We start from the raw sequence: 20,812 nt of genomic DNA on the forward strand, positions 1-20,812 counted from the left end.
GCCGGAAATCGGGATATTTGGGCATGCTCGGCACGGGGGTGACGCGCGGGCTACCGCTCCAGTGCCCTGTTCGCCGCGCGCTGCGCCTGTTGCAGCGCCTCACGCACGTCAAGGCGCCCCAGGAACATCTCGGCGAAATAGGGCTTCAGCGCGGCGAATCCGGCCCCGAAGCCCTGTCCACCGGGGGCGGCGATCTGCTGACCGCGTAGCACCTCGAAGAAGGGGGACACGTCGACGCCCTTGTCTGCCCAATACTGAAAGTAGGGTGCCCGCGCGCTTAGCACGGCGGGGATGGCCGAGCCGCTGCGGCCCAGGAAGGAGTTCCCGTCGGTGCTGCCCATCCAGGCCAGCACCTTGTGCACCGCGTCGGGATGCGGCGATGACGAATTGGCGGCAGCGACAATCCCGTTGGTGACGCTGACCCGGCCTTGCGGCCCGGCAGGCATCATCGCCACATCCCAGGGAAAGGTGGCATTCGCCTGGATCTGAGCCAGGTTGTAGGTGCCCGATTGGAACAGCGCCATCCGCCCCTGCAGAAACTGGTTGCGGGAGAAGTCGTTGTTGTCATTGGTGTCGGCGGCCGACGGTGCCACCCTGTCGACGTTGATCAGGTCCACCAGGTACGTGAACGCCATCTCGGCGCGGGGCTTGGCGAACGCGAACTTGTCGTCGGCCTGAAACACCGCACCGGCCGACCCGAGGTAGTTCAGGTAGATGCCCTGTAAGTCGTTGGCGGCGTTGTATCCCCAGTGCCCGGGCGCCGTGAGCCGGTGCAGCATGGGGCGCAGGGTGTCGACCTCGGGGTCGGGGTCCCAGCGCAGTTCGGCCAGCTCTGCCGGGTCGACTTGGGCCGCGTCGAGCAGGTTCTTGTTGTAGTACAGCGCAATTCCCGCGTCGCTGAGCTGCGGCACCCCCCAGAGCTTGCCGTCCCGGGTGAACTGCGCGACGACGGACGGGTCCCAGTCCGCCCGCGGTTCCACGGGAACGAGGTTCCCGGTGTCGGCGTAGTCGGACAGGTAGGCATTACTGAGCCAGAAGATGTCGTCGGCGCCGTGCCCGGCCACATCGGTGCGCAGGCTGTTGAAGTAACTCGCGTACGACGTGACGGTCACCGCGACCTGGATATCCGGATTGCGGCGGCTGAACTCGTCGAACGAGCCGCGGTACGCCTCGGCCACCTGCTGGTCCCAGACCCGAACGGTCACCACCGTTTTGCCGTGCGGCGTGGTGGGAATCCCGAGCCAGGCCGCGACCCCGAAGAGCAGCAGCGCCACCAGTGCGAGGGTGAGGGCGGCGCGGGTAGATGCCTTCATCACTTGAGTCCGCTCAGGGTGATGGAGCGGACGATGTACTTCTGGAACGCCACGAACAGGATCACCAGCGGCACGATCGCCACGGTGGTCGCCGCCATCACGATCGGCCACTGCGCGTTGAACTGGGACTGCAGCCCGGCGGTGGCCACGGTCAGCACCCGCCAGTTGCCGCCGCTGGTGATCACCAACGGCCACATGAAGTTGTTCCACTGTGACACCACGGTGATCAGGGTCAGCGTGATCAGGATCGGCCGGCTCACCGGCACCACCACATGCCACAGGATGTCGAGCGTATTGGCCCCGTCCAGACGTGCGGCGCGGATCAGATCGTCGGGAATGGTGCGGAAATGCTCACGCAGCAAGAAGATCGCATACGGCGAGCCGAACATGAACGGGATGACCAATGCCCAGAAGGTGTTTCGCAGGCCCACCTGGGTCAGCATCAAGTACATCGGCACCACGGTGACCGTCGCCGGAATCATCAGTGTCGCCAGATATATCCAGAACAGTCCGTCGCGGCCCGGGAAACGCAGCCGCGCAAAGGCATACGCGGCCAATACCGAGAACGTCAGCTGCCCGATCACGATGATCGCCGTCATCAGCACGGTCACCAGGGCGGCCCGCCCGAATCCGGCATCGGCGAGCCCGGTGTAGTTGGCCAGTGTGAATGGGTTCGGCGGCGCCAGCGGTGTGCCGGTGGCGAACTGCTTCGCGGTCTTCAGCGATGCCGACACCGCCAGCAGGAAGGGGCCCAGTGTCAGCACAGCGCCCACGGTCAACAGCAGGTAGACGAGGACATTCCTAGACCAGGTCATAGCTCACCCGGGCGCGGAAGTAGCGGTGCTGAATCACCGTGATGGTCACCAGGATCAGGAACAAGATCAGCGACATGGCGGCCGAACGCCCGACATGGGCCGCTTCGAACGCCTCGGCGTACACGCGGTGCGCCGCCAGGTCGGTGCGGTTCTGCGGGCCGCCGCTGGTGAGCGCGTACACGGTGTCGAAGGTCTGCACCGCGCTCACCACCCCGGTGACGAGCACGAAGAAGAAGGTGGGCCGCAGCATCGGCAGGGTGATGCGGCGGAACCGCTGCCAGGCCGTCGCACCGTCGACCCGGGCCGCGTTATGGACATCGCCGGGGATGGCCAGCAGACCCGCCATGAAGAACAGGGCCACGTAGCCGACATTCGTCCACACGCTGACCGCCGCCACCACCGGCAGCGCCAGCGAGGGATCGGTGAGCCATTCGACGCGCTGCCCCAGCAGTGCATTGACGGCGCCGTCGGTGGGCGCCAGCATCCAATGCCACAGCACACCGATGGCCAGCGGCGCGCATATCCAGGGGATCACGTAGATGGTCCTGAAGAGCACGGTGCCGGGCAGGCCGCGCACCAACAGTGTCGCCGCCGCCAATCCCAGCGCGGTCTGCACCGGGATCACCAGCGCCACGAAGAGCAGTGTCACCAGCAGGGAATGGCCAAAGGTGCCGTCGGTGAGCACCGAGCGCCAGTTGTCCAGGCCCACGAATTCGATGGGACCCAACAAGTCCCAGCGGCACAGGCTCAGCCACACCACCACCAGGATGGGCAGCAGCAGAAACGCCGCCACCCCGAACAGGCTCGGGGCCAGCAGCCCGTATGCGACGGCTGTCTGCCGCGACCGACTCACGGGACCATTAAATCGCCGATGAGCCGCTTGCGCGAAGAGCGGGTGCCTGGACATCCCCGGTAGCGTTGGGCACGTGACACGGTCAGTAGATCCCGATTTCCTGGCGCTGCCCCGCGCCGAGCTCGCCGACGCCGCCCTGAACGCGGCCCGCGCCGCCGGTGCCAGTTATGCGGACCTGCGCATCCATCGGTTGATCAACGAGGAGCTGATGCTGCGCGACGAGCAGGTGGAGACCGCCGTCTCCGGGCGCACCATCGGTTTGGCGGTGCGGGTGATTGTCGACGGCACCTGGGGATTCGCCTCGCATGTGCAGCTGGATACGACGGCCGCCGCCGAGACCGCGCGCCGGGCCGTGGCGGTGGCCCGCGGGCTGCGCAGCCTGAACCGTGAGCGCGTCGAGCTGGCCGACGAACCGGTCTACGCCGATGTGCAGTGGGTGTCCGACTACGCGATCGACCCGTTCGGGGTGCCGCAGGCCGACAAGATCGCGGTGCTGCAAGAGTATTCGGCGCGGCTGCTGGCCTCCGATGGCGTGGACCACGCCTCGGCATCGCTGACGGCGGTCAAGGAGCAGACCTTTTACGCCGACACCTTCGGCTCGTCCATCACCCAACAGCGGGTGCGGGTGATGTCGCAGCTGGACGCCATCGCCGTCGACGCAGCCACCGGATCATTTGAGACCATGCGCACGCTGGCTCCGCCGATGGGCCGCGGCTGGGAGGCCGTCGGCGGTGACGGGGTGTGGGACTGGAGCGCCGAGCTGCGCGAGATCCCGGAGCTGCTCACCGAGAAGGTGAAGGCGCCCAGCGTGGTCGCCGGCCCCACCGACCTGGTGATCGATCCGACCAACCTGTGGCTCACCATTCACGAATCCATCGGTCACGCCACCGAATACGACAGGGCCATCGGCTATGAGGCCGCCTATGCCGGGACCTCGTTCGCGACCCCCGACAAGCTGGGCGCCATGAAGTACGGCTCGCCGGTCATGAACGTGACCGCCGACCGCAACGAGGTGCACGGCCTGGCCTCGGTCGGATACGACGACGAGGGGGTGGCCTCGCAGCGCTGGGACCTGGTGCGCGACGGCATCTTCGTCGGTTATCAGCTGGATCGGGTGTTCGCGCCGCGGTTGGGCCAGGAGCGTTCCAACGGCTGCTCGTATGCCGACTCGCCGCATCACGTGCCGATCCAGCGGATGGCCAATGTGTCGCTACAGGCCTCCCCGGAGGAGCGCAGCACCGACGATCTGATCTCCGGGGTGGAAGACGGCATCTACATCGTCGGTGACAAGTCGTGGTCAATCGACATGCAGCGCTACAACTTCCAGTTCACCGGGCAGCGGTTCTACCGCATCCGTGGCGGCAAGCTGGACGGGCAGCTGCGCGATGTCGCCTACCAGGCCACCACCACCGACTTCTGGGGTTCCATGGAAGCCGTTGGTGGACAATCGACATGGCGCCTGGGCGGTGCCTTCAACTGCGGTAAGGCCCAGCCCGGCCAGGTCGCGGCGGTCAGCCACGGCTGCCCGTCGGCGCTGTTCCGTGGCGTCAATGTTCTCAACACCAAAGAAGAGGGCGGTAGCAGCCGATGAGCCGCTTGCGCGAAGAGGAGACGGCACAGTGATTCCCGCACAGCAGGTCGCCGACGATGTCCTGGCCGAGGCCGCACGACGCGGCGGTGCTGACGACACCATCGTCTTGATCCAGGACAGCAGTGAGGCCTCGCTGCGTTGGGCGGGCAGCTCCATGACCACCAACGGCGAGTCGGTCAAGCGCAGCATCGCGGTGATATCGATTCTGCGGCAAGGGGACCAGACGCGGGTGGGTTCGGTGCTCACCGAGGATGCCGACCCGGCCGCGCTGGCCGATCTGGTCGCGGCCAGCCAGTCCGAGGCCGCGTCGGCCCCGCCGTCGCGCGATGCCATGCCGCTGCTGGGCCCCGGTGAGACCGTGGGGGAGAGTTGGGATGCGGAGATCGTGCCCACCAGCGCCGGGGTATTCGGCTCGCTGGCCGCCGACCTCTCCACCGGATTCGACGGCCCCGACACCCTGTACGGCTATGCCCGCCACGAACGGCAGACCACATTCTTGGCCTCGTCGACCGGGCTGCGGCGCCGATTCACCCAGCCGACAGGGCAGGTGGAGATCAATGCCAAACGCGGGGTGGGCAGCGCGTGGGCCGGGGTGTGCACACCCGAATTCGTCGATGTGCCCACCGAAGCGCTGCTGCGTCAGCTCTCCGAACGGCTGACCGCCGCGCAGAACCAGATCGAGCTCACGGCCGGCCGCTACGAGACGCTGCTGCCGCCGTCGGCCACCGGCGACCTGATGCAGTACCTAGTGTGGACCATGGGCGGGCGCGGCGCGCACGAGGGACGCAATGCCTTCGCCGGGCCGGGCGGCACCCGCATCGGGGAACGGCTGACGGACCTTCCCGTCACGGTGTATTCGGACCCGTCGTACCCGGGCCTGGAGAGCAGTCCCTTCGTGGCGACCCCGATTTCCCGGGAATCGCTGTCCGTCTTCGACAACGGGGTGGGTATCGAACGCGTCGACTGGGTACGTGACGGCGTGATCAACGCGCTGAGCTATTCGCGCGCCGATGCCGCCGAGTTCGGTGCCGCGCCCACGGTGGGCGCCGACAACCTCGTCATGACCGGGGGCGGCAGCCAGACGCTGGAACAGATGATCGCCGCCACCGAGAACGGTCTGCTGCTGACCACGCTGTGGTACATCCGCGAGGTGGACCCGACGACGCTGCTGCTGACCGGGCTGACCCGCGACGGGGTGTACCTGGTGCGCGACGGGCAGATCACCGGCGCCGTGAACAACTACCGGTTCAACGAGAGCCCGATCGATCTGCTGCGGCGCGTCTCGCAGGTGGGCGCCACCGAGTACACACTGCCGCGCGAGTGGAGCGACTACGCCACCCGCCAGGCCATGCCGGCGCTGCGGATCCCGGATTTCCACATGTCGTCGGTCAGCGCGGCGCAGTAAGGGGGCCGGGAAGGGTCTCCACAGAACCTTCACAAAAGGCTCCAGCCATCCCCACAACCGTCAAATAACCTGTTCATGTGCCCAGCCAGCGAAGAATCTTGGTCGTTGACGACGAACCCACGATCTGTGCGTCCATTTCCGCACGGCTGCGCGCCGAGGGGTATGCGGTAGACACCGAGGACAACGGCCTGGACGCGGTGCGGCATTGCCGCGAAAACCCGCCGGACCTGATGGTGCTGGATGTCATGCTGCCCGGACTCGACGGGCTGGAGGTGTGCCGCCAGGTGCAGGCCCACGCACCCATCCCGGTGCTGATGCTCACCGCGCGGGGCACCGAAACCGACATGCTGGTGGGCCTGGGGGTGGGGGCCGACGACTACCTGCCCAAGCCCTTCAGCATGCGGGTGCTGGTGGCCCGGGTGGCCGCGCTGCTGCGCCGCACCCATCGGATCGCGCCGCCGAGCACCGATGTGCGCATCGGGCAGGTACGCATCGACGTGTCCGAGCGCCGCGTATATCACCGCGACGACGAGGTGCACCTGACCCGCACCGAATTCGACCTACTGGCCTACCTGGCCGACAACCCGCGGGTGGCCATCAGTCGTGATCGTCTGCTCGATCAGGTGTGGGGCTGGAGCGCGGGGCTGCCCTCGGGGCGGCGCACCGTGGACAGTCACATCAAGGCGCTGCGCCGCAAGCTCGGTCAGGAGCTGATCCGCACCGTCCACGGCATCGGATACGCGTTGGAGGCACCGCGATGAGCCAACTGCTGGAACTGCTGCCGCGCCCGCTGGATCCGTTGCGCTCGTTCAAGTTCAAAACGGCGGTGCTGGTGGGGGTGGCGCTGCTGATCGCCACCTGCCTGCTGTGGATCACCGCCGAATGGAAGCTGCGGTACGCACTCACGCTCGCCTTGTTTGTGTCCTTCGGGGTGACGTGGTTTCTGGCGCACGGCATGACCTCGCCGCTGCGCGATATGACGGCGGCGGCCCGTTCGATGGCCCAGGGCGACTATTCGCGCCGGATTCGTTCGACCTCTCGTGATGAAGTGGGCCAGCTGGCAACGGCTTTCAACCATATGGCGGCCGAGCTGCAGTCCGCCGAACGGTACCGGCGCGAGCTGGTCGGCAATGTCTCGCACGAGCTGCGCACGCCGATTACCGCGCTGCAGGCGGTGCTGGAGAACATTGTCGACGGGGTGGCCGAGCCGGACCCGCAGACGCTGAAAACCGCGCTGGCGCAGACCGAACGGCTGGGCAGGCTGGTGGACGATCTACTTGACCTGTCCAAACTCGAGAACGGATCGGTTCCGGTGCAACGCGAATCGTTCGCGGTGCGCGAGTTCGTCGATGACGCTGTCGCTGAAGCGAAGACGACCGGGCGCCAGGTGCGCTATCACGTGACCGTCGAACCCTTCGATCTGGCGGCGGTCGCCGATACCGCGCGGCTGCATCAGGTGGTGGCCAATCTGCTGGACAACGCCTCGCGGCATAGCCCGCCCGGGGGACAGGTGTCGGTGTTCGCGCGCACCGAGAACGACGCGTTGCTGCTGGAGGTCGCCGACACCGGGCCGGGCATCGCCCCGCACGAAAGATCACGAGTGTTCGAGCGATTCACCCACGGGGGATCACGCGATGGCGGCACCGGTTTGGGGCTGGCCATCGCGCAATGGGCCGTCGATCTGCATGGCGGCCGCATCGAAATCGTGGACGCGCCCGGCTGCCGGGTGCGAGTCACGTTGCCGCAGTTCGATAACGAGGAGGGGAATTCATGACCACTGGTTCCACGGTGCCGTCGCCGTATCCATATCCGATTCCGGGAGCACCGGTTCCGGGTGCGCCCGCCGGGCCACCCGTGCCGCGCCCGCCGGTGCCGATCTTCGGGCCGCCGACGAAGTTCCTGACGGCGTGGCCGCGCGATATCCGGTCCAAGATGACGCAGGGCGCGTTGCTCAGCGGTATCGGGGCCGGGTTGGTCGCGGCGCTGTGCTGGCGGTTCTCGCTGCCGGGCCTGGGGTGGACGTTGACCGCGCTGGCGGTGGCGCTCGCCGCGTTCGCGACGCAGAAGGTGCGGTGGACGCCGACGCGCATCGGCGCGGTCGGGCTGGCACTGTGCCTGGCGGTGGTGCCGACCGTGCGGGATGCCGATTGGCTGGTCGCCCTGTGCGTGCTGACCTCGCTGGCGCTGTGTATCTATGCGCTGGCCCCGGCCCGCACCTGGACCGGTCTGGTCTATGGGCAGCTGGTGATGGTGCGGGCGCCGCTGCGGGTGGCGGGCTGGATGCGCCGCGGCACCCGCACGATGTCGCGGGGACGCAAGGTCAGCCCGGACCGGGTAGCGATCGTGGTGCTGGTCACGGTGGCGCTGGTGGTGGCGTTCGGGGCGCTGCTGGCCGATGCCGATGCCCGGTTCAGCGCGCTGGTCACCGGGGTGCTGCCGTTCATGTCCGTCGGCGACATGATCGGACGGGTCATCGTCGGGGTGCTGGTCGGCGGGTTCGCGTTGGGGGCCATCTACGTGCTGTCGAAGCCGCCGGCCTTTGACCGGCTGGCGCCCACGGAGCCCAAGCGGCTGCCGTGCTGGGAGTGGAGCCTGCCGCTGGCCGCCCTGAACCTGTTGTTCATCGCGTTTGTGGGCGTGCAGATTTCGGTGCTGTTCGGGGGAGACGAGCATGTGCAGGTCACTGAGGGGTTGACCTACGCAGAGTATGCGCGGCAGGGTTTTTGGCAGCTGCTGTTTGTCACCATCCTGGTGCTGGGGGTGATCGCGGTGGCGATCCGGGTGGCGGGGCGGGAGGAGGCGCGTGACCGGCTGTTCTTGCGGGTGCTGATCGGCGGGCTGTGCCTGACCACGCTGGTGATCGTGGCCTCGGCCATTCACCGGATGTCGCTGTATGAGAACGCCTACGGGTACAGCGTGGAGCGGCTGCTGGTGCGCTGGATCGAGCTGGGCCTGGGTCTGGTGTTGGTGCTGATCTTGGTGGCGGGGATTCGGATGAGTGCCCGGTGGCTGCCCACCGCGGTGGTGGCGGTCGGGGCGTTCGGGATGCTGGGACTGGCCATCTTCAATCCGGAAAGCTATGTGGCGCAACGCAACGTGCAGTTCTTTGAGCAGACCGGCAAGATCGACCAGTGGTACATGGGGAGCTTGTCGTCGGATGCGTTCGCGGCGACGAAATCGCTACCCGAGGACGTACGGGACTGCGTGCAAGGCAAGATTGCGTATCACCTGCGGGAGACGGCGCCCTGGTACGAGTACAACGTGAGCCGGGCGAAGCTGCGGTCTGCTGAGGTCAAGGCGGCGTCGTGCAACCTGGACCGCGACCACAGGTGACCTGGCGTTCAGGGGCGTGGCGGGGGATCGGCTAGAGTCGTCACCTGCTGGGGGCGGTAGCTCAGTTGGTTAGAGCCGTGGACTCATAATCCGTTGGATGGGGTAGAATGAAGTGCAGATACTTGTCAAATCGCCTGGCAGAAGCCATATTGACGAAGTGTGCTAGGCCATGATGGGCCCTACGTAGGCTACAGTGTAGGCTACAGTGGCGGACGAAGGAGTTTGCTGATGGAGCAAACGGAGCGAGTAAAGAAGCGCCCCGCCTGTAAGTGCAAGCACGTCTACTTCGCACACCCCAATGAGGGCCCATGCAATCAATGCGGCGACTGCCCGAAGTATCGCGAACGTGAGCGGCGTGAGCGCGGCGAGGGCGGCCTCTTCCAACGTGCCGACGGGATGTGGGTCGGGTCGGTGGAAGTCCCCTCCGAAGATGGATTGCGCCGCCGCCAGACTGTATCCGCGAAAGACAAGGGTGTGGCGCTGGACAAACTGCGAGACCTGCGGAGCGCCATCCGATCCGGTAAATCCCCAACCTCATCGAAGGTTCACCTCGAACAGTGGCTTAACCACTGGCTCGAAACCATCCAGAAGCCCCGCGTCCGGCCAACGACCTATAAGTACTACGAGACCACTGTTCGGCTGTACATTCTCCCATTCATTGATGGACGCACACAGCTAGGCAAGCTCACCCCAGCGCAAGTGCGCAAGATGATCGCCAAGAACGGAACACGTAACGCACAGAAGGCCCACCAAACCCTCGTCAAAGCATTGGGTGATGCGATGGACGAAGGCATGCTGGACAAGAACGTTGCCGCAGTTGTCGACAAACCCAAGCATGTCGCCATCGAGCGCCAGCCATTCACGTTCGATGAGGCCCGCCAGATCATCGCCACCGCGATCAAACGCAACGACCCATGGGCCACGATGTGGGCGGCCATGTTCTTCACCGGGGCCCGCCAAGGCGAGATCATCGGCATGGAATGGGACCGCTGCGACCTTGAGAAAGGACTGTTCGACTTCTCCTGGCAGCTCCAACAACTCCCGCCCGAACTCCCCAGAGGATTCAAGCACCGCCCCTGCCATCTCTCCCTGGCGTGGACGAAGCCGAAGACGAAAGCCGGTGCCCGCGTGGCCCCCATGACTAAACCGCTACAGGCGATCATGGAGGCGTACGCCAAAACGGACACGGGTCCGAATCCACATGGGCTTGTGTGGCGCCACCCGGACGGACACCCGATCTCACCGACAGATGCATCCGATGCGTGGCGCGCGCTAGTGAAAGCCGCCGACGTCCCATACCGATCGATGCACTCAGCGCGGCATACAACCGCCACTCTGCTCAACAATGCTGGCGTCAGCCAGGAGACCCGCATGAAGGTAGTCGGCCATTCATCGGCGGTGGCCCAGCAGATCTACGTACACGTCGACCACGAACCTGCCAGGGCAGCGCTTTCTAACCTCAACGAGCTGCTGAGCTAAGGGCAGTTCGGGTAGATGGACATTGCGGTGCGTACGAACTCCACAGCCTGATCCAGAGGAGTATTCGTCTCCGCGCTGAGGGACTGCTGTACGAACTGCACGGTGTTGCCCTGAGTGAGTAGTGAGCATGATTGCCGTGCGTTGTGGGTCATCCCGTCCGCATCGGTGATAGTCCAGCCCAGTGCCCGCATCTTGCTCAAGAACTTCTGGTCGTAGACGGCGGGCTGCACGGCGGCGGGTTTTGGGCAGTAGTGCTCGAGTGCCGCGGTCACGATGATCCGGGCTTTGTCGTACGGGTAGGCGGTCCGTTTTTCGGCGATAGTCATAGCCAGATCGACTATCTGCATGGACGGGTTGTCGCGGTGGGTGACGCAGGTGGCTTGCCCCATCTGAATAAGTGCCCCGCGGTTTACGTCCGAGACCGGGATTCCTTGGCTGAAGACATCCGCTAGGTATGCGTCATCGACGGGTGATTTCGGATCTGCCGCAACAACCTTCGGTGACTCGGCAACGACAGTGGTCGGCGGCGCAGTGGGTTTTGGGCTTTGGCCGAAGAAGACGTATGCGCCACCGGCAACCAATCCCGCGACCGCTGCTGTAGCGGCAAAGATGACTCCGCTGATCAACCAGTTGCGTCGGCGGGGATCGTCGTACGGTTCAGGCTCTTCAAGCTCTTCCGTCTCGGACCAGGCCGTGGGTGCGGTCTCTACAATACCGGTCTCAGCCAGTGCGGCAGGTGACACCATTGTCGGCTCTTGCTCTTCCATGAGCCCTCCCTTGACCTGCACATTCTACGACTTGGGCAGTATTCTGCGTGCCCATCTGAGAATCGGCCAGGACCATTCATATCTGCATACTTCAACTATCCCGCCGACTTCGCCTGAGCCTCTAAGTAGTAGGTCAGGATGGCGCGTAGGTCAGCTGAATTACCTCCTGCCGCTGCGCGGGCAATTGCCGCACGCTGCGGTTCTGCGCACCAGTTCGCGTATTCCATAGCCATCTTCCATGTCGGGAAGATGGACCCGCCGGTAATGCAACCCACTTTGGGCAAGTAATGTTTCACGACCCAAGGGAATCTGGGATGGGGCTTGTGAGATACCGTCCATCGCTCTGTGTCGCCGTAGCAATCAGTCATCCCTCAATTATCCGCCGTTTCAACCGAAGTCGCGGTGTCTAGACGGCCACCACTTGCTTCCGTTTCTTCAACGCCAGAGTGCGTTTCTCAACAATGAACCAGCTCATTGCCGCCAGCGGCAGGGTTAGCAAGGTCGCCAAAACGAAGAAGGGGAACACCCCGAGTGTTCCGAGGCCGATGATGACGAGTAGCTGTTGGATGGGGAAGGCGTAGATGTACACCCCGTAGGAGAGGTCGTTGCGCAGGTTCGGGCGTTTGAGCATAGCGCCGGACGCTATGACGAGGTACGCCAAAGGGATTGCTGCCAACACCCGATAATTCGGTAGCAGCCCGGAGATAAGCACCACTCCTGCCGCTAGTGCGATGAGCGACCAGCGGGCGGGAATCTTGTCCTGGTACTGGTAGATCAACGCCCCAGCCGCGAACATCACCGCGAACCGGGTAACCATCTGGGGGATGGTCTGCATCGCGAACGCCGGATACCCGAACACCGCCGTCCCACACAGGGCGAGGACGAAAGCTACAGGGATAGTCGAGCGGTATTTCAGTAGTCCCGTGACACCGAGGATGGCGACGAAGATGTAGCAGCCCATCTCAAAGGTGAGGGTCCACAAAGACCCATTCCACACCCCTGGCCACGGCACATCCTGAGGTGTCCCACCAATACCGGGATAGAACGGGTTCAGCAGGCCGCCGTTGATGATGTAGGCGACCGCCGACATGGGGCTGGGCATCGTCCCATGCTTGATCCACACACTTACCGGTGCGATCACAAACGCGGTGATCAGTAGGCACACCCACAACCCGGGAAAGATCCGCAGGCAGCGGGCGGTGAAGTACGTCTTCGGATTGGGGTGCCGCATCCAACTGGACGTGATCAGAAACCCCGATACCGCGAAGAACCCATCCACCCCCACTTGCGAGAGCAATTGCGTGATCGGCCTGGCGGGGATCTCATGGCCAGTCAGTGGCCAGGTGTGCCACAGGATCACAGAGGTGGCCAGGATTAGTCGCCATGCGTTGAGCGCGTTGTTGCGTGGGTCGAATACGCGTCCGAGCACTTCCCCTCCAGGGCTTGGTGATTGGACGATACGCCGCTTCAAGATCGCACGCAGGAGATTCCCAGCTTCGGGCATGATTACTACGTTTGTAGTGATCATGCGGATTCATCTGTCCGTAATGCCAACGACCCCTTCCATTCAACTAGCAGTCCGGTGTAACCTACGTCACACCACCTCGGGGGTGGCTCAAATCCCATATCGCACAAAGGCTTTCGGCGATGCATGCTGCCCTCATCATCTTCACTATCACCACCATCGCATGGTCGCTGTGGGTACGAAGACTCACGTGGCAATGCAAAATGGAAGTTGCCGCAAGCATTAACCTCGTTTTGCAGGCCGGGGCCGTGGTCTTAATGAGCCCGTGGGCATCCGAGGTGGTCGGCCTACGCCTGTACAGCCTGACGGGCCAGCACAACCTAGAGGACTTACTGGGCCACGACTTATATGTGATCGCTGCGAGCTCGGTGGTTTACCACCTCATTTTGAGGCTCGATCAGCGCCAGATGGCTATCCGGTTTAAGACTCATGTCGAGCTGCCTGCGACGATATGCCTGCCCTTGATGTACGCCACGTTCACCGCTGGCGCCGGTACTGAAATCTATCGGCGTGACTTTTTCCGGGTGCCGTGCGACTTCTGGCTGGCGTCCTACTGGTTCATCATGTGCGGCACCACCGCCTACCTGCTCGTCTACAGCGTTCTAGCACTGGTGCCCATGCTGCAAGCGCACGCCCGTCTCGCCCGCCTGTACCTCGTCGCCAGTGGGGCTGGAATAGGGGCTTGCGCGGCCCGGCTAGTCACCGCAGTGCTGCCCGATCACCTTCAGGACACGTTCACGGCTTCGATCATCGTGTGGTTTCTAGCCTGCTCATGTGGGGCGGCCTTCGCCCTCATCTCTGGCTATTCCTGGCTTCAGCGGCAGCGGGCCCTCATAGGGGCGGCCCCTTAGGGTCATAGGCGTCACGATGAGGGAAAGAACCGCCACCCATTCGCCGCTGGACCTCCGCGAGCAGTTCCATGTCGCTCGCATCACGGATGGACCCCGCTGTGCCGATTGGAGTGGGGGAACCGCCCGTGAGGATGTCGATAGCCGAACCTGGTTCCCATCGCAGTGCCGCGTCGAGCATGCGGAGAGTGGAGCCACGGGGGCGAGGCTTAGTCCCGTCGTTGTTTTCAATGCGGGACTGAATCACATCCGACGGGCCGCCCGCCTCCTGCACCTCCGCCTGGCTCAACTTCAGTTCCTCACGCCGGGCACGAACCATTCGCCCGAGCCTCCCCCACTGCTCGCCTGTGGCCTTCGTCGCCTCCGTCATGCCCATAATCATCCGGAAAATATTCGGCAAACACAACCCGCGTTGGGCTAACAACCGGCATGTAATTCACGGCTTCACCTGCCAGAACCGGACTATTCGCACTGGTCTACAACATTTCCCGAACAAAGCCTTGTAATGCCCAGATGTTTGCCGTATGTTGGGACACATGCCAACGGGTGCCAAACTCTCACAAGCCAGGGGTGATGACCGCCCGCTGCGGACCCCACCCCACGTGCCCATCGGCGCTCTACGTCTGGTCGCAGATATCACCCTCGATGAGCTCGCGGTAGGGATCGCCGAGATCTTGACCGTGAAGCAAGGGCGCGAGGCGACACCCCCGAGTCGAGGAACACTGTCCGCCATTGAGTCCGGGCGGCGCGGCGCATCGGCAGAGCTCCTGTCTGCCATCGAGGAGTTCTTCCAACTGCCCGCCGGAACGATCACAACTACTTACCGCCCGCGCCCCAAGGCGCGATTCGCCGCTTAACGAAAAGGCCCCCACCCGGTCCAGGGGTGAGGGCGCCGACAACCGAAAGAGGATCGGAATGTCAGACATCCAGAATATCAACACTGAGCTGGTCTTCATGGGAGACAACGGCGAGCCGTTCACAACGTCGATGGTGGTTGCCGCCGAAACCGAGAATGAGCATGCGTCGGTCATAAAGACCGTGCGCAAGCACCTATCTGATCTAAATGAGGTCGGAAGGGTGCGATTTGAAATCCAACCCTTCGAAACTGCGGGTGGGACACAGCGCCGCGAGGTTGCCCAACTTGACGAGCCTGCCGCCGCACTGCTGATCACCAACCTCAAGGGCAGTCCGGTCGTGTGGGACTTCCGCAAGCGGCTGGTCGCTGGGTTCTATGCCATGCGGCAAAAGCTCGCCGAGCGTTCCGCCGCGCACCCACTGCAGGGACCGGAACTACTAGCCGCAGCAGTACTCGAATCGCAGAAGATGATCGAGCAGCGCGACGCCCGCATTCACCAGCTGGAGCAGAAGGCGATCGAGGCGGCGCCGAAGGTGTCCTATGTAGACACCTATGTCACGGACGCCGACCTGCTGTCCGTCTCCACGGTTGCGTCCACGAATAGCGTCACTGAGAAGTGGCTACGAGAACTCCTGATCGCCAAGGACTGGATCTACAGCCAGCAGGACTCCAGATGGTCAGAGAAGAAGCAACAGAAGGTCATCCGCAACCGGTACTCAGAGAAGGCCGACAAAAAGCGCTACTTCCGCCGCGTTGAGGTGCATGAGGCCCCCCGGTTCCGCGGCTCCGAGGTTATGCACACATTAAAGATCACGCCGCAGGGTGCCGAGGCCATCGCCCGGTTGATCGCGCGAGAGGCGGCATAGTGTCCGGGCCACCGGGCATCGCCCGGATATCAGCCCTCGGATGTAGTACCGGATCTGAGGATCGGATCGACAAGGTGATCCGCGCGGCGCACAAGGCGCTTGCCGAATCGGGCGTGTCGATGTCGCCACGCAAGGTCAGCAAGATCGTTCGAAGGTTCGGCATGAACGCCCGAAAGCGCGGCGTCAGCTTCCATGAGTACTTGTCAGCAGAGGCGAATCTATCACCGGCACAACAGCGTTACCTGGCGGCCAACCCTGACCTACAGATAGTCATCGCGTACGCCGATCCCACCGGAGAGACCGCAGTAAACAACGTTATGCGAGGGAGAGGGTAGTGAAGGGTCACGTGAAGCGCACACTGGAAGTGCTGGAGGCGCTGGGGTTCACGCGCGAAGACGACATGTTCGGGCGGCGCAAGTGGACTTTCCATCATTCATTCGCCCCCGACGAACAGCTGAAAGTATGGGAGGGCCAATCCGAGGCGGCATGCATAGCCGTGCAACAGAAGGCGCATGCCATTTCCGAAACCGGATCTTCCGGCCCATCCATGCCGAAAACCGTTGGGCGGCGCAAGCATCGCGTCAAAGCGGCGTCATCGGGGCCGACCATCATGGAACTTGCTCGACAGGACCGTGAAGCCGCGCGCAAGGAACGGGACGCTGCACGGATCGAGGCGCGCCACGATCGCGAGATCAAGTCGCTAATGCAACCCGGTTGGGGGAGGTGACGGCATGAGCATCTCTGAATCCCGCCTACGGGAGATTGTTCGACAAGAGATAGAGCGGTCAGCCGGCGGTGCGCTACCCGCAGATGAGGCAGCCAAGTATTGCGGCATCTCGAGGTCAACACTCGATAGGCATCGGCAGGCTGGACACGTGCTGCCGCGTCACCCCGGAAGCCGACCCGTCTACCTCATCTCTGAGCTCAACCGATTTCTTGAAGACCTGCCGTCAGAACCCAAGGGGGCGGCATGACGACAAAGGGTGTGCCGACACCATTGGGTGTTCGCGTCCGCACGCTACGTAAACAGCGTGGGTGGAGTGCGCAGAAGTTGTCCGATGAGACTGGCGGCTCGGTAACCCGTTGCGTGATTGCGGATTTGGAACTAGGCCGTAAAAAAGATCTATCACTAACCGCGGGAGCGGCTATCGCCTCCGCGTTTGGGATGAGCGTAGATCAGCTGATCTACTACGCCGTACCTGCGGGGGCGTATGCGGCCGCGCGGGAAATCGTGGATACAAAGCTCCGACTGGAATCAATTCTCGCCCTCAAGGCTGTTGCTGTTTGGCCGAAAGAGCCGTGGCCGCCACCCGATCCAGCTTCATCAGCATCAATAGCCGACGGCCTAGCCGAGTACGGACGCAGTGAAAGTGTGTCTAGTGACTGGCTTGCGGTTCCAGAAGCGCCCCTGAGGCGTATCAAGGCTCTCCTACAGCGCAGCGTTCGCGCACTGAATGAGGCAACCAGCGACGGCTCCACGGTGGGTAGGAACTACTGGAAGGGCGCGCATGACAGCCTGCGACAAGTGCTACTTGGTCTCGGTCTATCACACATAGACATCGCCGCAGTGGAAGAAGATTCTTACCCCGCACGTCAGGCACAGCGACGCGCGTTCGATGAGTTGCGAGAACTAGACGAAGAGATCGGCCTGGAGCCATGAAGGAATTTTCTGTGGATGATCAGGTTCGGCAGATGATCGAGCGCCTGACACGCGAGGCGGACCGCCTTGATGCGGACAGCTCTGCGCGGATAGCAGCGTTTCATCGCGACGAAACACGCCAGGCCAAGAAACGTAGAGAAGCCCATCTCATTGCCGCCGGCCGACGAATACACAACTGAATAACCCCCGAACGCTGGGGCGGGACATCTTGGCGGAAGACCGCCCCAGCGCCACTGCAACCAACACCTTGGAGGTGTGGCGTGTTCAAGCATAGATCCATCACGGCGGTAGCCGTAACAGTCCTAGCGGTTTCATGTGCTCCACCAGCCCACGCGGACTCGGCTCAAGACCTAGCCGAAAAGTACGGCATCTCGGTGTGCCGCAGTCTGGACGCTGATCCCACGATCGATGGGGTTCTCAACACCGGGATATCACTCACCAAAAAAGCGAACATCGACCCGTATGTAGCGGGACAAGTGTTGGCATACAGCGCCATCTGGTTTTGCCCCACGCACATCACTCTCTTGAAGCGGTTCGCCGACTACTACAAGGGAGGGCGAGAAGCATGAACCCCAGTGGTTTCCATCTTCATTGTGATGGTGCATATCCGTTGCCGCCGTTGAAGATTTACGGGCCTAGAGCTGCTGGAACTCGCAACGTTCTTGACTGCATCGCAGAGATGGATTTGGAGGACATCGAGGAGATGTTGGCCTCTGTCCGTAGCCAACTACCCAACCCGGAGTCGGTGTTGTGGCGGTACGACAAGTGCGAGTTGGAGACCTACACGGCGCTAAGCGCTGAACTCAAGGTCAACCCACGGGCATTGAATGCCGAACTCAAGCACGGATGCGAATTCAACTGGGACTCAGATGGCCCCGAGTATTCCGAAGATGAAGAAGGGGAGGCGGCGTGATGTTCGCCCTACTCATAGCTGTATGCGCGATCGTCTTCCTTGCAGTCATTCTCGGCGGGCTTGGGCTTGGCGGGTGGGCGATGTGGGAGTGCTGGAAAACCGCACACCGTCCTGGCTATCAGTCCCCGCTAGTGCACGGTTGGGAGGACTGATGCGCGAGCTATTCACGTTCCCAATCTGCCACGCACACCAAGTGTTCCACCCATGTAGGCCGTGCGAGAGGGAGCAGGCCCGTAACCAGGTCAAGAACTGGACCGCTATCGGGTGGCTGCTCACGTTCTCGGTGTTTTTCATGGTCGTTCTATGGTACTCGGCAGGTGGGCGATGAACATCCGAGAACTAGGCGCCGTGGACCAGCTGTTCGCGGCAGCCAACGACCACCTTTCCGAAGCGGTGATCACCGTGAAGGAAATGGTTGATGCACATGGACCAGAAGAGGTGTGGGACAGATTCATCCGTGTGCTGACCGAACGTATTGAAGCAGGCGATTCGGATATCAAGACCATCGTCCATATTCACGCTACAGCGTTGATCCGGTTAGCGAGGCAGTCATGAGCCTGTATGAATTCCACTGGCGCAATGGTGTATCCGAAGAGCTGTATGGCGATAGTGCTGCCGACGCTCTCGTCCGTGCTGGTTATGGAAGTGGCGCACTAGCCGCGCTCGACTACTACGAAGAGAAGCGGGGGGCGTCACAGTGAGGGATCAAATCATTGCCGTCATGGTTGTAGCTGTCCTCGCCCTGATGATCGCATGGCAGACATCCGATACTCGGGAGTGGCGTAAGGAAAACAAGGCCCTGCGCCGTGAAATCGCCCGCCTGTCAAAGCATCCCTCTACCTATGAGCCTGAACCACTCCCGTATATGCAGAGGTTGTATGCGGACGATGAGTAGGTACACGATCAATCATGACGAGGCCGATGCGCGGGTGTTGTTGATGTGCGCGGAAATGCTCAAGCACCTTGACCTAGCCGGCCGTGGCGGTGTTGATGTGTCCGCTTCTATTGCCGAGGTTATGGCCAGGCGTGATGAAGTGTTGCGTTCCAGGGGTATTGAGCCGAACGGGCAGGGGACATGCAAATGAGTGGGTTGAGTGATGCGCAGCGCGGGGCGCTCAAGAGTTGCTTGGAAGAGATCTATTTCGGGTACGGCGAGAAGGATTGGGAACGCCTCGCTGGTGAAGCTACTGATCGGATCGCGTCTGCGGTGAGGACGGCGTCATGAGCGACTACATCAAGGATGTTCTTAAAGACGCTATCGAGGAAGAGCTTTCGTTGGGTGGTGATGCGGGGACTGTGATGGCCCGTATCGGTGAGGTGTTGTCAGAAGAGGGCTACAGGGTGGTGGCGTTGTGAAGCTGGAACCGACCGAAGCGCAGCGGAAAGCCATGAGGCACATAGCGGGGATTCGGCTCGATGCAGCCGCGCACCACCGCTTTAAGCCTGATCCTGAAGAGTTCCTTACTGAGCTAATCGCTGCCGCTAACAGCATCCCTGAGGGGCCACCTGTTGGCACCATCGCACGACGACCAGACGGGGAGTGGATTGCATGGCGCACCGAAGACGGTTGGGGGTACCGGTTCATCGGGGATGAGGAACCGAACGAATGGCCTCCCGGTAGTAGCATCGCCGACTTTTGGCCGCAGATCCGCCCCGACGAGTGGCCCGAACAAGTAGGGTTGGATTGGTTCCCACCTGGCGAAGAGCCGATTGTGCCTCGGCCCGACCCAACAGCACAACAGGAACCGGGGGCGTTCAACCGCTTTCCGGGAATTGAGAATCCCACCACCTCCGACTACATCGGGGCGGCTGTTGCCGATGAGCAGCTGAAGTTGGTGTTCGCTCTCCGCGATGTGCGTAAAGAGCGGGGTCTGGAAATAGCGGAAGTGGCAGAGGCCGCAGACGTGCCCGCCTCTGAGATCTCCATGTTTGAGAGCGGTTCGAGTAATCCGACTTTGTCGTTGGTTCGCCGTTACGCCAAGGCGGTGGGGGCGGTTTTCACGGTTGATGTGCGTAAGTGGGAAGACACTCAGCCACAACGGGAACCGGCGCTACGCGAACGGTTTCCCGAGCAGGCATCGGCTTACGTGGCCGACCCCGAGTTAGCCGAGGTTGACGATGAACCACTCCCATCCGGGTCACTGATCACCCCCAAGCCCCGTACACCCCGTGTCGTTGACCGTCTAGGGGTAGACGAGCAGGGATCACGGTGGCGGGATGAGAACGGATTAATCCACTCGTTCACGGAGGGTGCAGACGGTGGGCGATGGAAGACGCAGATTGGTGGGTCCTGGTACCCGTGGGCGAAGGGTGTAGTGCCGCATGGCGGCGAGTACACCGAAATCCTTGAGCCCCGTGTACTAGCCAGCCTGGCCTATAACGAGGCGCGCGAGGGCGCGGTGTGGAGCATCGTCACCAAAGCGGGGGTTAGGCGCCTGTTTCAGTGTCAATCCGACAGGTGGCACACGCGACTCGACCTTCCTGGTACGCACTGGACACTATGCGAGAACTTCGGTGACGGCCCCTACACCGAAGTTCTCGGTGATCCCTCATGACTCGTGGTGTCCGTATGTCCGATTGGCTCGCAA

25 protein-coding genes are annotated in these 20,812 nt (G+C 62.8%); 19 read left to right on the top strand and 6 right to left on the bottom strand.

Translation table 11 applies throughout. The features are described 5' to 3' along the window. Positions 1–50: 50 nt before the first annotated feature. The 3 genes from MAB_RS08840 to MAB_RS08850 are packed head-to-tail and all read right to left on the bottom strand — an operon-like array spanning position 51 to position 2,981. A complete protein-coding gene (locus MAB_RS08840) occupies positions 51–1,313 on the bottom strand; it encodes an ABC transporter substrate-binding protein (RefSeq protein WP_005110221.1) in 1,263 nt (420 codons plus the stop codon). Next, positions 1,313–2,128 (bottom strand): carbohydrate ABC transporter permease, encoded by an 816-nt coding sequence (locus MAB_RS08845; RefSeq protein WP_005110222.1) that lies wholly within the window; start codon positions 2,126–2,128, stop codon positions 1,313–1,315. Before MAB_RS08845 ends, MAB_RS08840 begins: the two co-directional genes overlap by 1 nt. Next, positions 2,115–2,981 (bottom strand): carbohydrate ABC transporter permease, encoded by an 867-nt coding sequence (locus MAB_RS08850; protein ID WP_005074694.1) that lies wholly within the window; start codon positions 2,979–2,981, stop codon positions 2,115–2,117. The genes MAB_RS08845 and MAB_RS08850 overlap by 14 nt, the downstream gene beginning before the upstream one ends. A 73-nt stretch (positions 2,982–3,054) precedes the next feature. Between MAB_RS08850 and MAB_RS08855 the strand changes: the two genes are divergently transcribed. The 6 genes from MAB_RS08855 (at position 3,055) to MAB_RS08880 (ending at position 10,789) form a co-directional block, all read left to right on the top strand. Then, on the top strand, positions 3,055–4,572 hold the full coding sequence (locus tag MAB_RS08855; protein ID WP_005110223.1) for a TldD/PmbA family protein: 1,518 nt from the start codon (positions 3,055–3,057) through the stop codon (positions 4,570–4,572). A gap of 28 nt (positions 4,573–4,600) precedes the next feature. After that, positions 4,601–5,977, top strand: coding sequence for a metallopeptidase TldD-related protein (locus tag MAB_RS08860; protein ID WP_005110224.1), 1,377 nt, complete (start codon positions 4,601–4,603; stop codon positions 5,975–5,977). A 98-nt stretch (positions 5,978–6,075) separates the two neighbouring features. Beyond that, complete coding sequence (locus tag MAB_RS08865; protein ID WP_005110225.1) at positions 6,076–6,738, top strand: response regulator transcription factor; 663 nt, start codon at positions 6,076–6,078, stop codon at positions 6,736–6,738. Then, positions 6,735–7,751 carry a HAMP domain-containing sensor histidine kinase gene (locus MAB_RS08870; protein WP_005093199.1) on the top strand — a complete coding sequence of 339 codons (1,017 nt, stop codon included), beginning with the start codon at positions 6,735–6,737 and terminating at the stop codon, positions 7,749–7,751. The genes MAB_RS08865 and MAB_RS08870 overlap by 4 nt, the downstream gene beginning before the upstream one ends. Then, positions 7,748–9,310 (top strand): DUF4153 domain-containing protein, encoded by a 1,563-nt coding sequence (locus MAB_RS08875; protein ID WP_005110226.1) that lies wholly within the window; start codon positions 7,748–7,750, stop codon positions 9,308–9,310. The genes MAB_RS08870 and MAB_RS08875 overlap by 4 nt, the downstream gene beginning before the upstream one ends. A 228-nt stretch (positions 9,311–9,538) precedes the next feature. Continuing rightward, complete coding sequence (locus MAB_RS08880; protein ID WP_005110228.1) at positions 9,539–10,789, top strand: tyrosine-type recombinase/integrase; 1,251 nt, start codon at positions 9,539–9,541, stop codon at positions 10,787–10,789. Here MAB_RS08880 and MAB_RS08885 read toward each other — a convergent pair. Together MAB_RS08885 and MAB_RS08890 are read right to left on the bottom strand one after the other, a co-directional pair. Continuing rightward, positions 10,786–11,556 carry a DUF732 domain-containing protein gene (locus MAB_RS08885; protein WP_005110229.1) on the bottom strand — a complete coding sequence of 257 codons (771 nt, stop codon included), beginning with the start codon at positions 11,554–11,556 and terminating at the stop codon, positions 10,786–10,788. The genes MAB_RS08880 and MAB_RS08885 overlap by 4 nt on opposite strands. 406 nt (positions 11,557–11,962) lie before the next feature. Beyond that, positions 11,963–12,985 carry an acyltransferase family protein gene (locus tag MAB_RS08890; protein ID WP_005110231.1) on the bottom strand — a complete coding sequence of 341 codons (1,023 nt, stop codon included), beginning with the start codon at positions 12,983–12,985 and terminating at the stop codon, positions 11,963–11,965. A gap of 218 nt (positions 12,986–13,203) precedes the next feature. On the opposite strand from MAB_RS08890, the gene MAB_RS08895 reads away from it, so the two are divergent. Continuing rightward, positions 13,204–13,932: a hypothetical protein gene (locus MAB_RS08895; RefSeq protein WP_005115843.1), complete on the top strand. Its 729-nt coding sequence runs from the start codon at positions 13,204–13,206 to the stop codon at positions 13,930–13,932. Here MAB_RS08895 and MAB_RS08900 read toward each other — a convergent pair. Continuing rightward, positions 13,913–14,299: a helix-turn-helix domain-containing protein gene (locus tag MAB_RS08900; protein ID WP_012296456.1), complete on the bottom strand. Its 387-nt coding sequence runs from the start codon at positions 14,297–14,299 to the stop codon at positions 13,913–13,915. The two genes, MAB_RS08895 and MAB_RS08900, sit on opposite strands and share 20 nt — an antisense overlap. A gap of 166 nt (positions 14,300–14,465) precedes the next feature. Here MAB_RS08900 and MAB_RS08905 point away from each other — a divergent pair, with 166 nt between their 5' ends. From MAB_RS08905 to MAB_RS08950, 12 genes are all read left to right on the top strand, one after another. After that, positions 14,466–14,786: a helix-turn-helix domain-containing protein gene (locus MAB_RS08905; protein ID WP_012296457.1), complete on the top strand. Its 321-nt coding sequence runs from the start codon at positions 14,466–14,468 to the stop codon at positions 14,784–14,786. Positions 14,787–14,844: 58 nt separating this feature from the next. Continuing rightward, positions 14,845–15,651 (top strand): Rha family transcriptional regulator, encoded by an 807-nt coding sequence (locus tag MAB_RS08910; RefSeq protein WP_005110236.1) that lies wholly within the window; start codon positions 14,845–14,847, stop codon positions 15,649–15,651. Further along, on the top strand, positions 15,651–15,986 hold the full coding sequence (locus MAB_RS08915) for a hypothetical protein (RefSeq protein ID WP_005110238.1): 336 nt from the start codon (positions 15,651–15,653) through the stop codon (positions 15,984–15,986). Before MAB_RS08910 ends, MAB_RS08915 begins: the two co-directional genes overlap by 1 nt. Next, positions 15,986–16,378, top strand: coding sequence for a hypothetical protein (locus tag MAB_RS08920; protein ID WP_005115845.1), 393 nt, complete (start codon positions 15,986–15,988; stop codon positions 16,376–16,378). The genes MAB_RS08915 and MAB_RS08920 overlap by 1 nt, the downstream gene beginning before the upstream one ends. A 243-nt stretch (positions 16,379–16,621) precedes the next feature. Continuing rightward, complete coding sequence (locus MAB_RS08925) at positions 16,622–17,311, top strand: helix-turn-helix domain-containing protein (RefSeq protein WP_005110240.1); 690 nt, start codon at positions 16,622–16,624, stop codon at positions 17,309–17,311. Positions 17,312–17,990: 679 nt separating this feature from the next. Further along, the gene (locus MAB_RS08930; RefSeq protein WP_005110243.1) at positions 17,991–18,224 is read left to right on the top strand and encodes a hypothetical protein; all 234 of its coding nucleotides are present in this window, start codon (positions 17,991–17,993) and stop codon (positions 18,222–18,224) included. Positions 18,225–18,548: 324 nt separating this feature from the next. Next, positions 18,549–18,779: a hypothetical protein gene (locus tag MAB_RS08935; protein ID WP_005110244.1), complete on the top strand. Its 231-nt coding sequence runs from the start codon at positions 18,549–18,551 to the stop codon at positions 18,777–18,779. Beyond that, positions 18,776–18,925, top strand: coding sequence for a hypothetical protein (locus MAB_RS08940; RefSeq protein ID WP_005110245.1), 150 nt, complete (start codon positions 18,776–18,778; stop codon positions 18,923–18,925). The genes MAB_RS08935 and MAB_RS08940 overlap by 4 nt, the downstream gene beginning before the upstream one ends. A 20-nt stretch (positions 18,926–18,945) precedes the next feature. Beyond that, positions 18,946–19,119, top strand: coding sequence for a hypothetical protein (locus MAB_RS08945; protein WP_005110246.1), 174 nt, complete (start codon positions 18,946–18,948; stop codon positions 19,117–19,119). Beyond that, positions 19,112–19,309 (top strand): hypothetical protein, encoded by a 198-nt coding sequence (locus MAB_RS25160; protein ID WP_005110247.1) that lies wholly within the window; start codon positions 19,112–19,114, stop codon positions 19,307–19,309. The genes MAB_RS08945 and MAB_RS25160 overlap by 8 nt, the downstream gene beginning before the upstream one ends. A 136-nt stretch (positions 19,310–19,445) precedes the next feature. Further along, positions 19,446–19,580: a hypothetical protein gene (locus tag MAB_RS25305; protein WP_005059202.1), complete on the top strand. Its 135-nt coding sequence runs from the start codon at positions 19,446–19,448 to the stop codon at positions 19,578–19,580. Next, positions 19,577–20,779, top strand: a complete 1,203-nt coding sequence (locus tag MAB_RS08950) for a helix-turn-helix domain-containing protein (protein WP_005110249.1) — start codon at positions 19,577–19,579, stop codon at positions 20,777–20,779. Before MAB_RS25305 ends, MAB_RS08950 begins: the two co-directional genes overlap by 4 nt. Positions 20,780–20,812: the final 33 nt, after the last annotated feature.

Source organism: Mycobacteroides abscessus ATCC 19977, assembly GCF_000069185.1.
Taxonomy (GTDB): Bacteria; Actinomycetota; Actinomycetes; order Mycobacteriales; family Mycobacteriaceae; genus Mycobacterium; species Mycobacterium abscessus.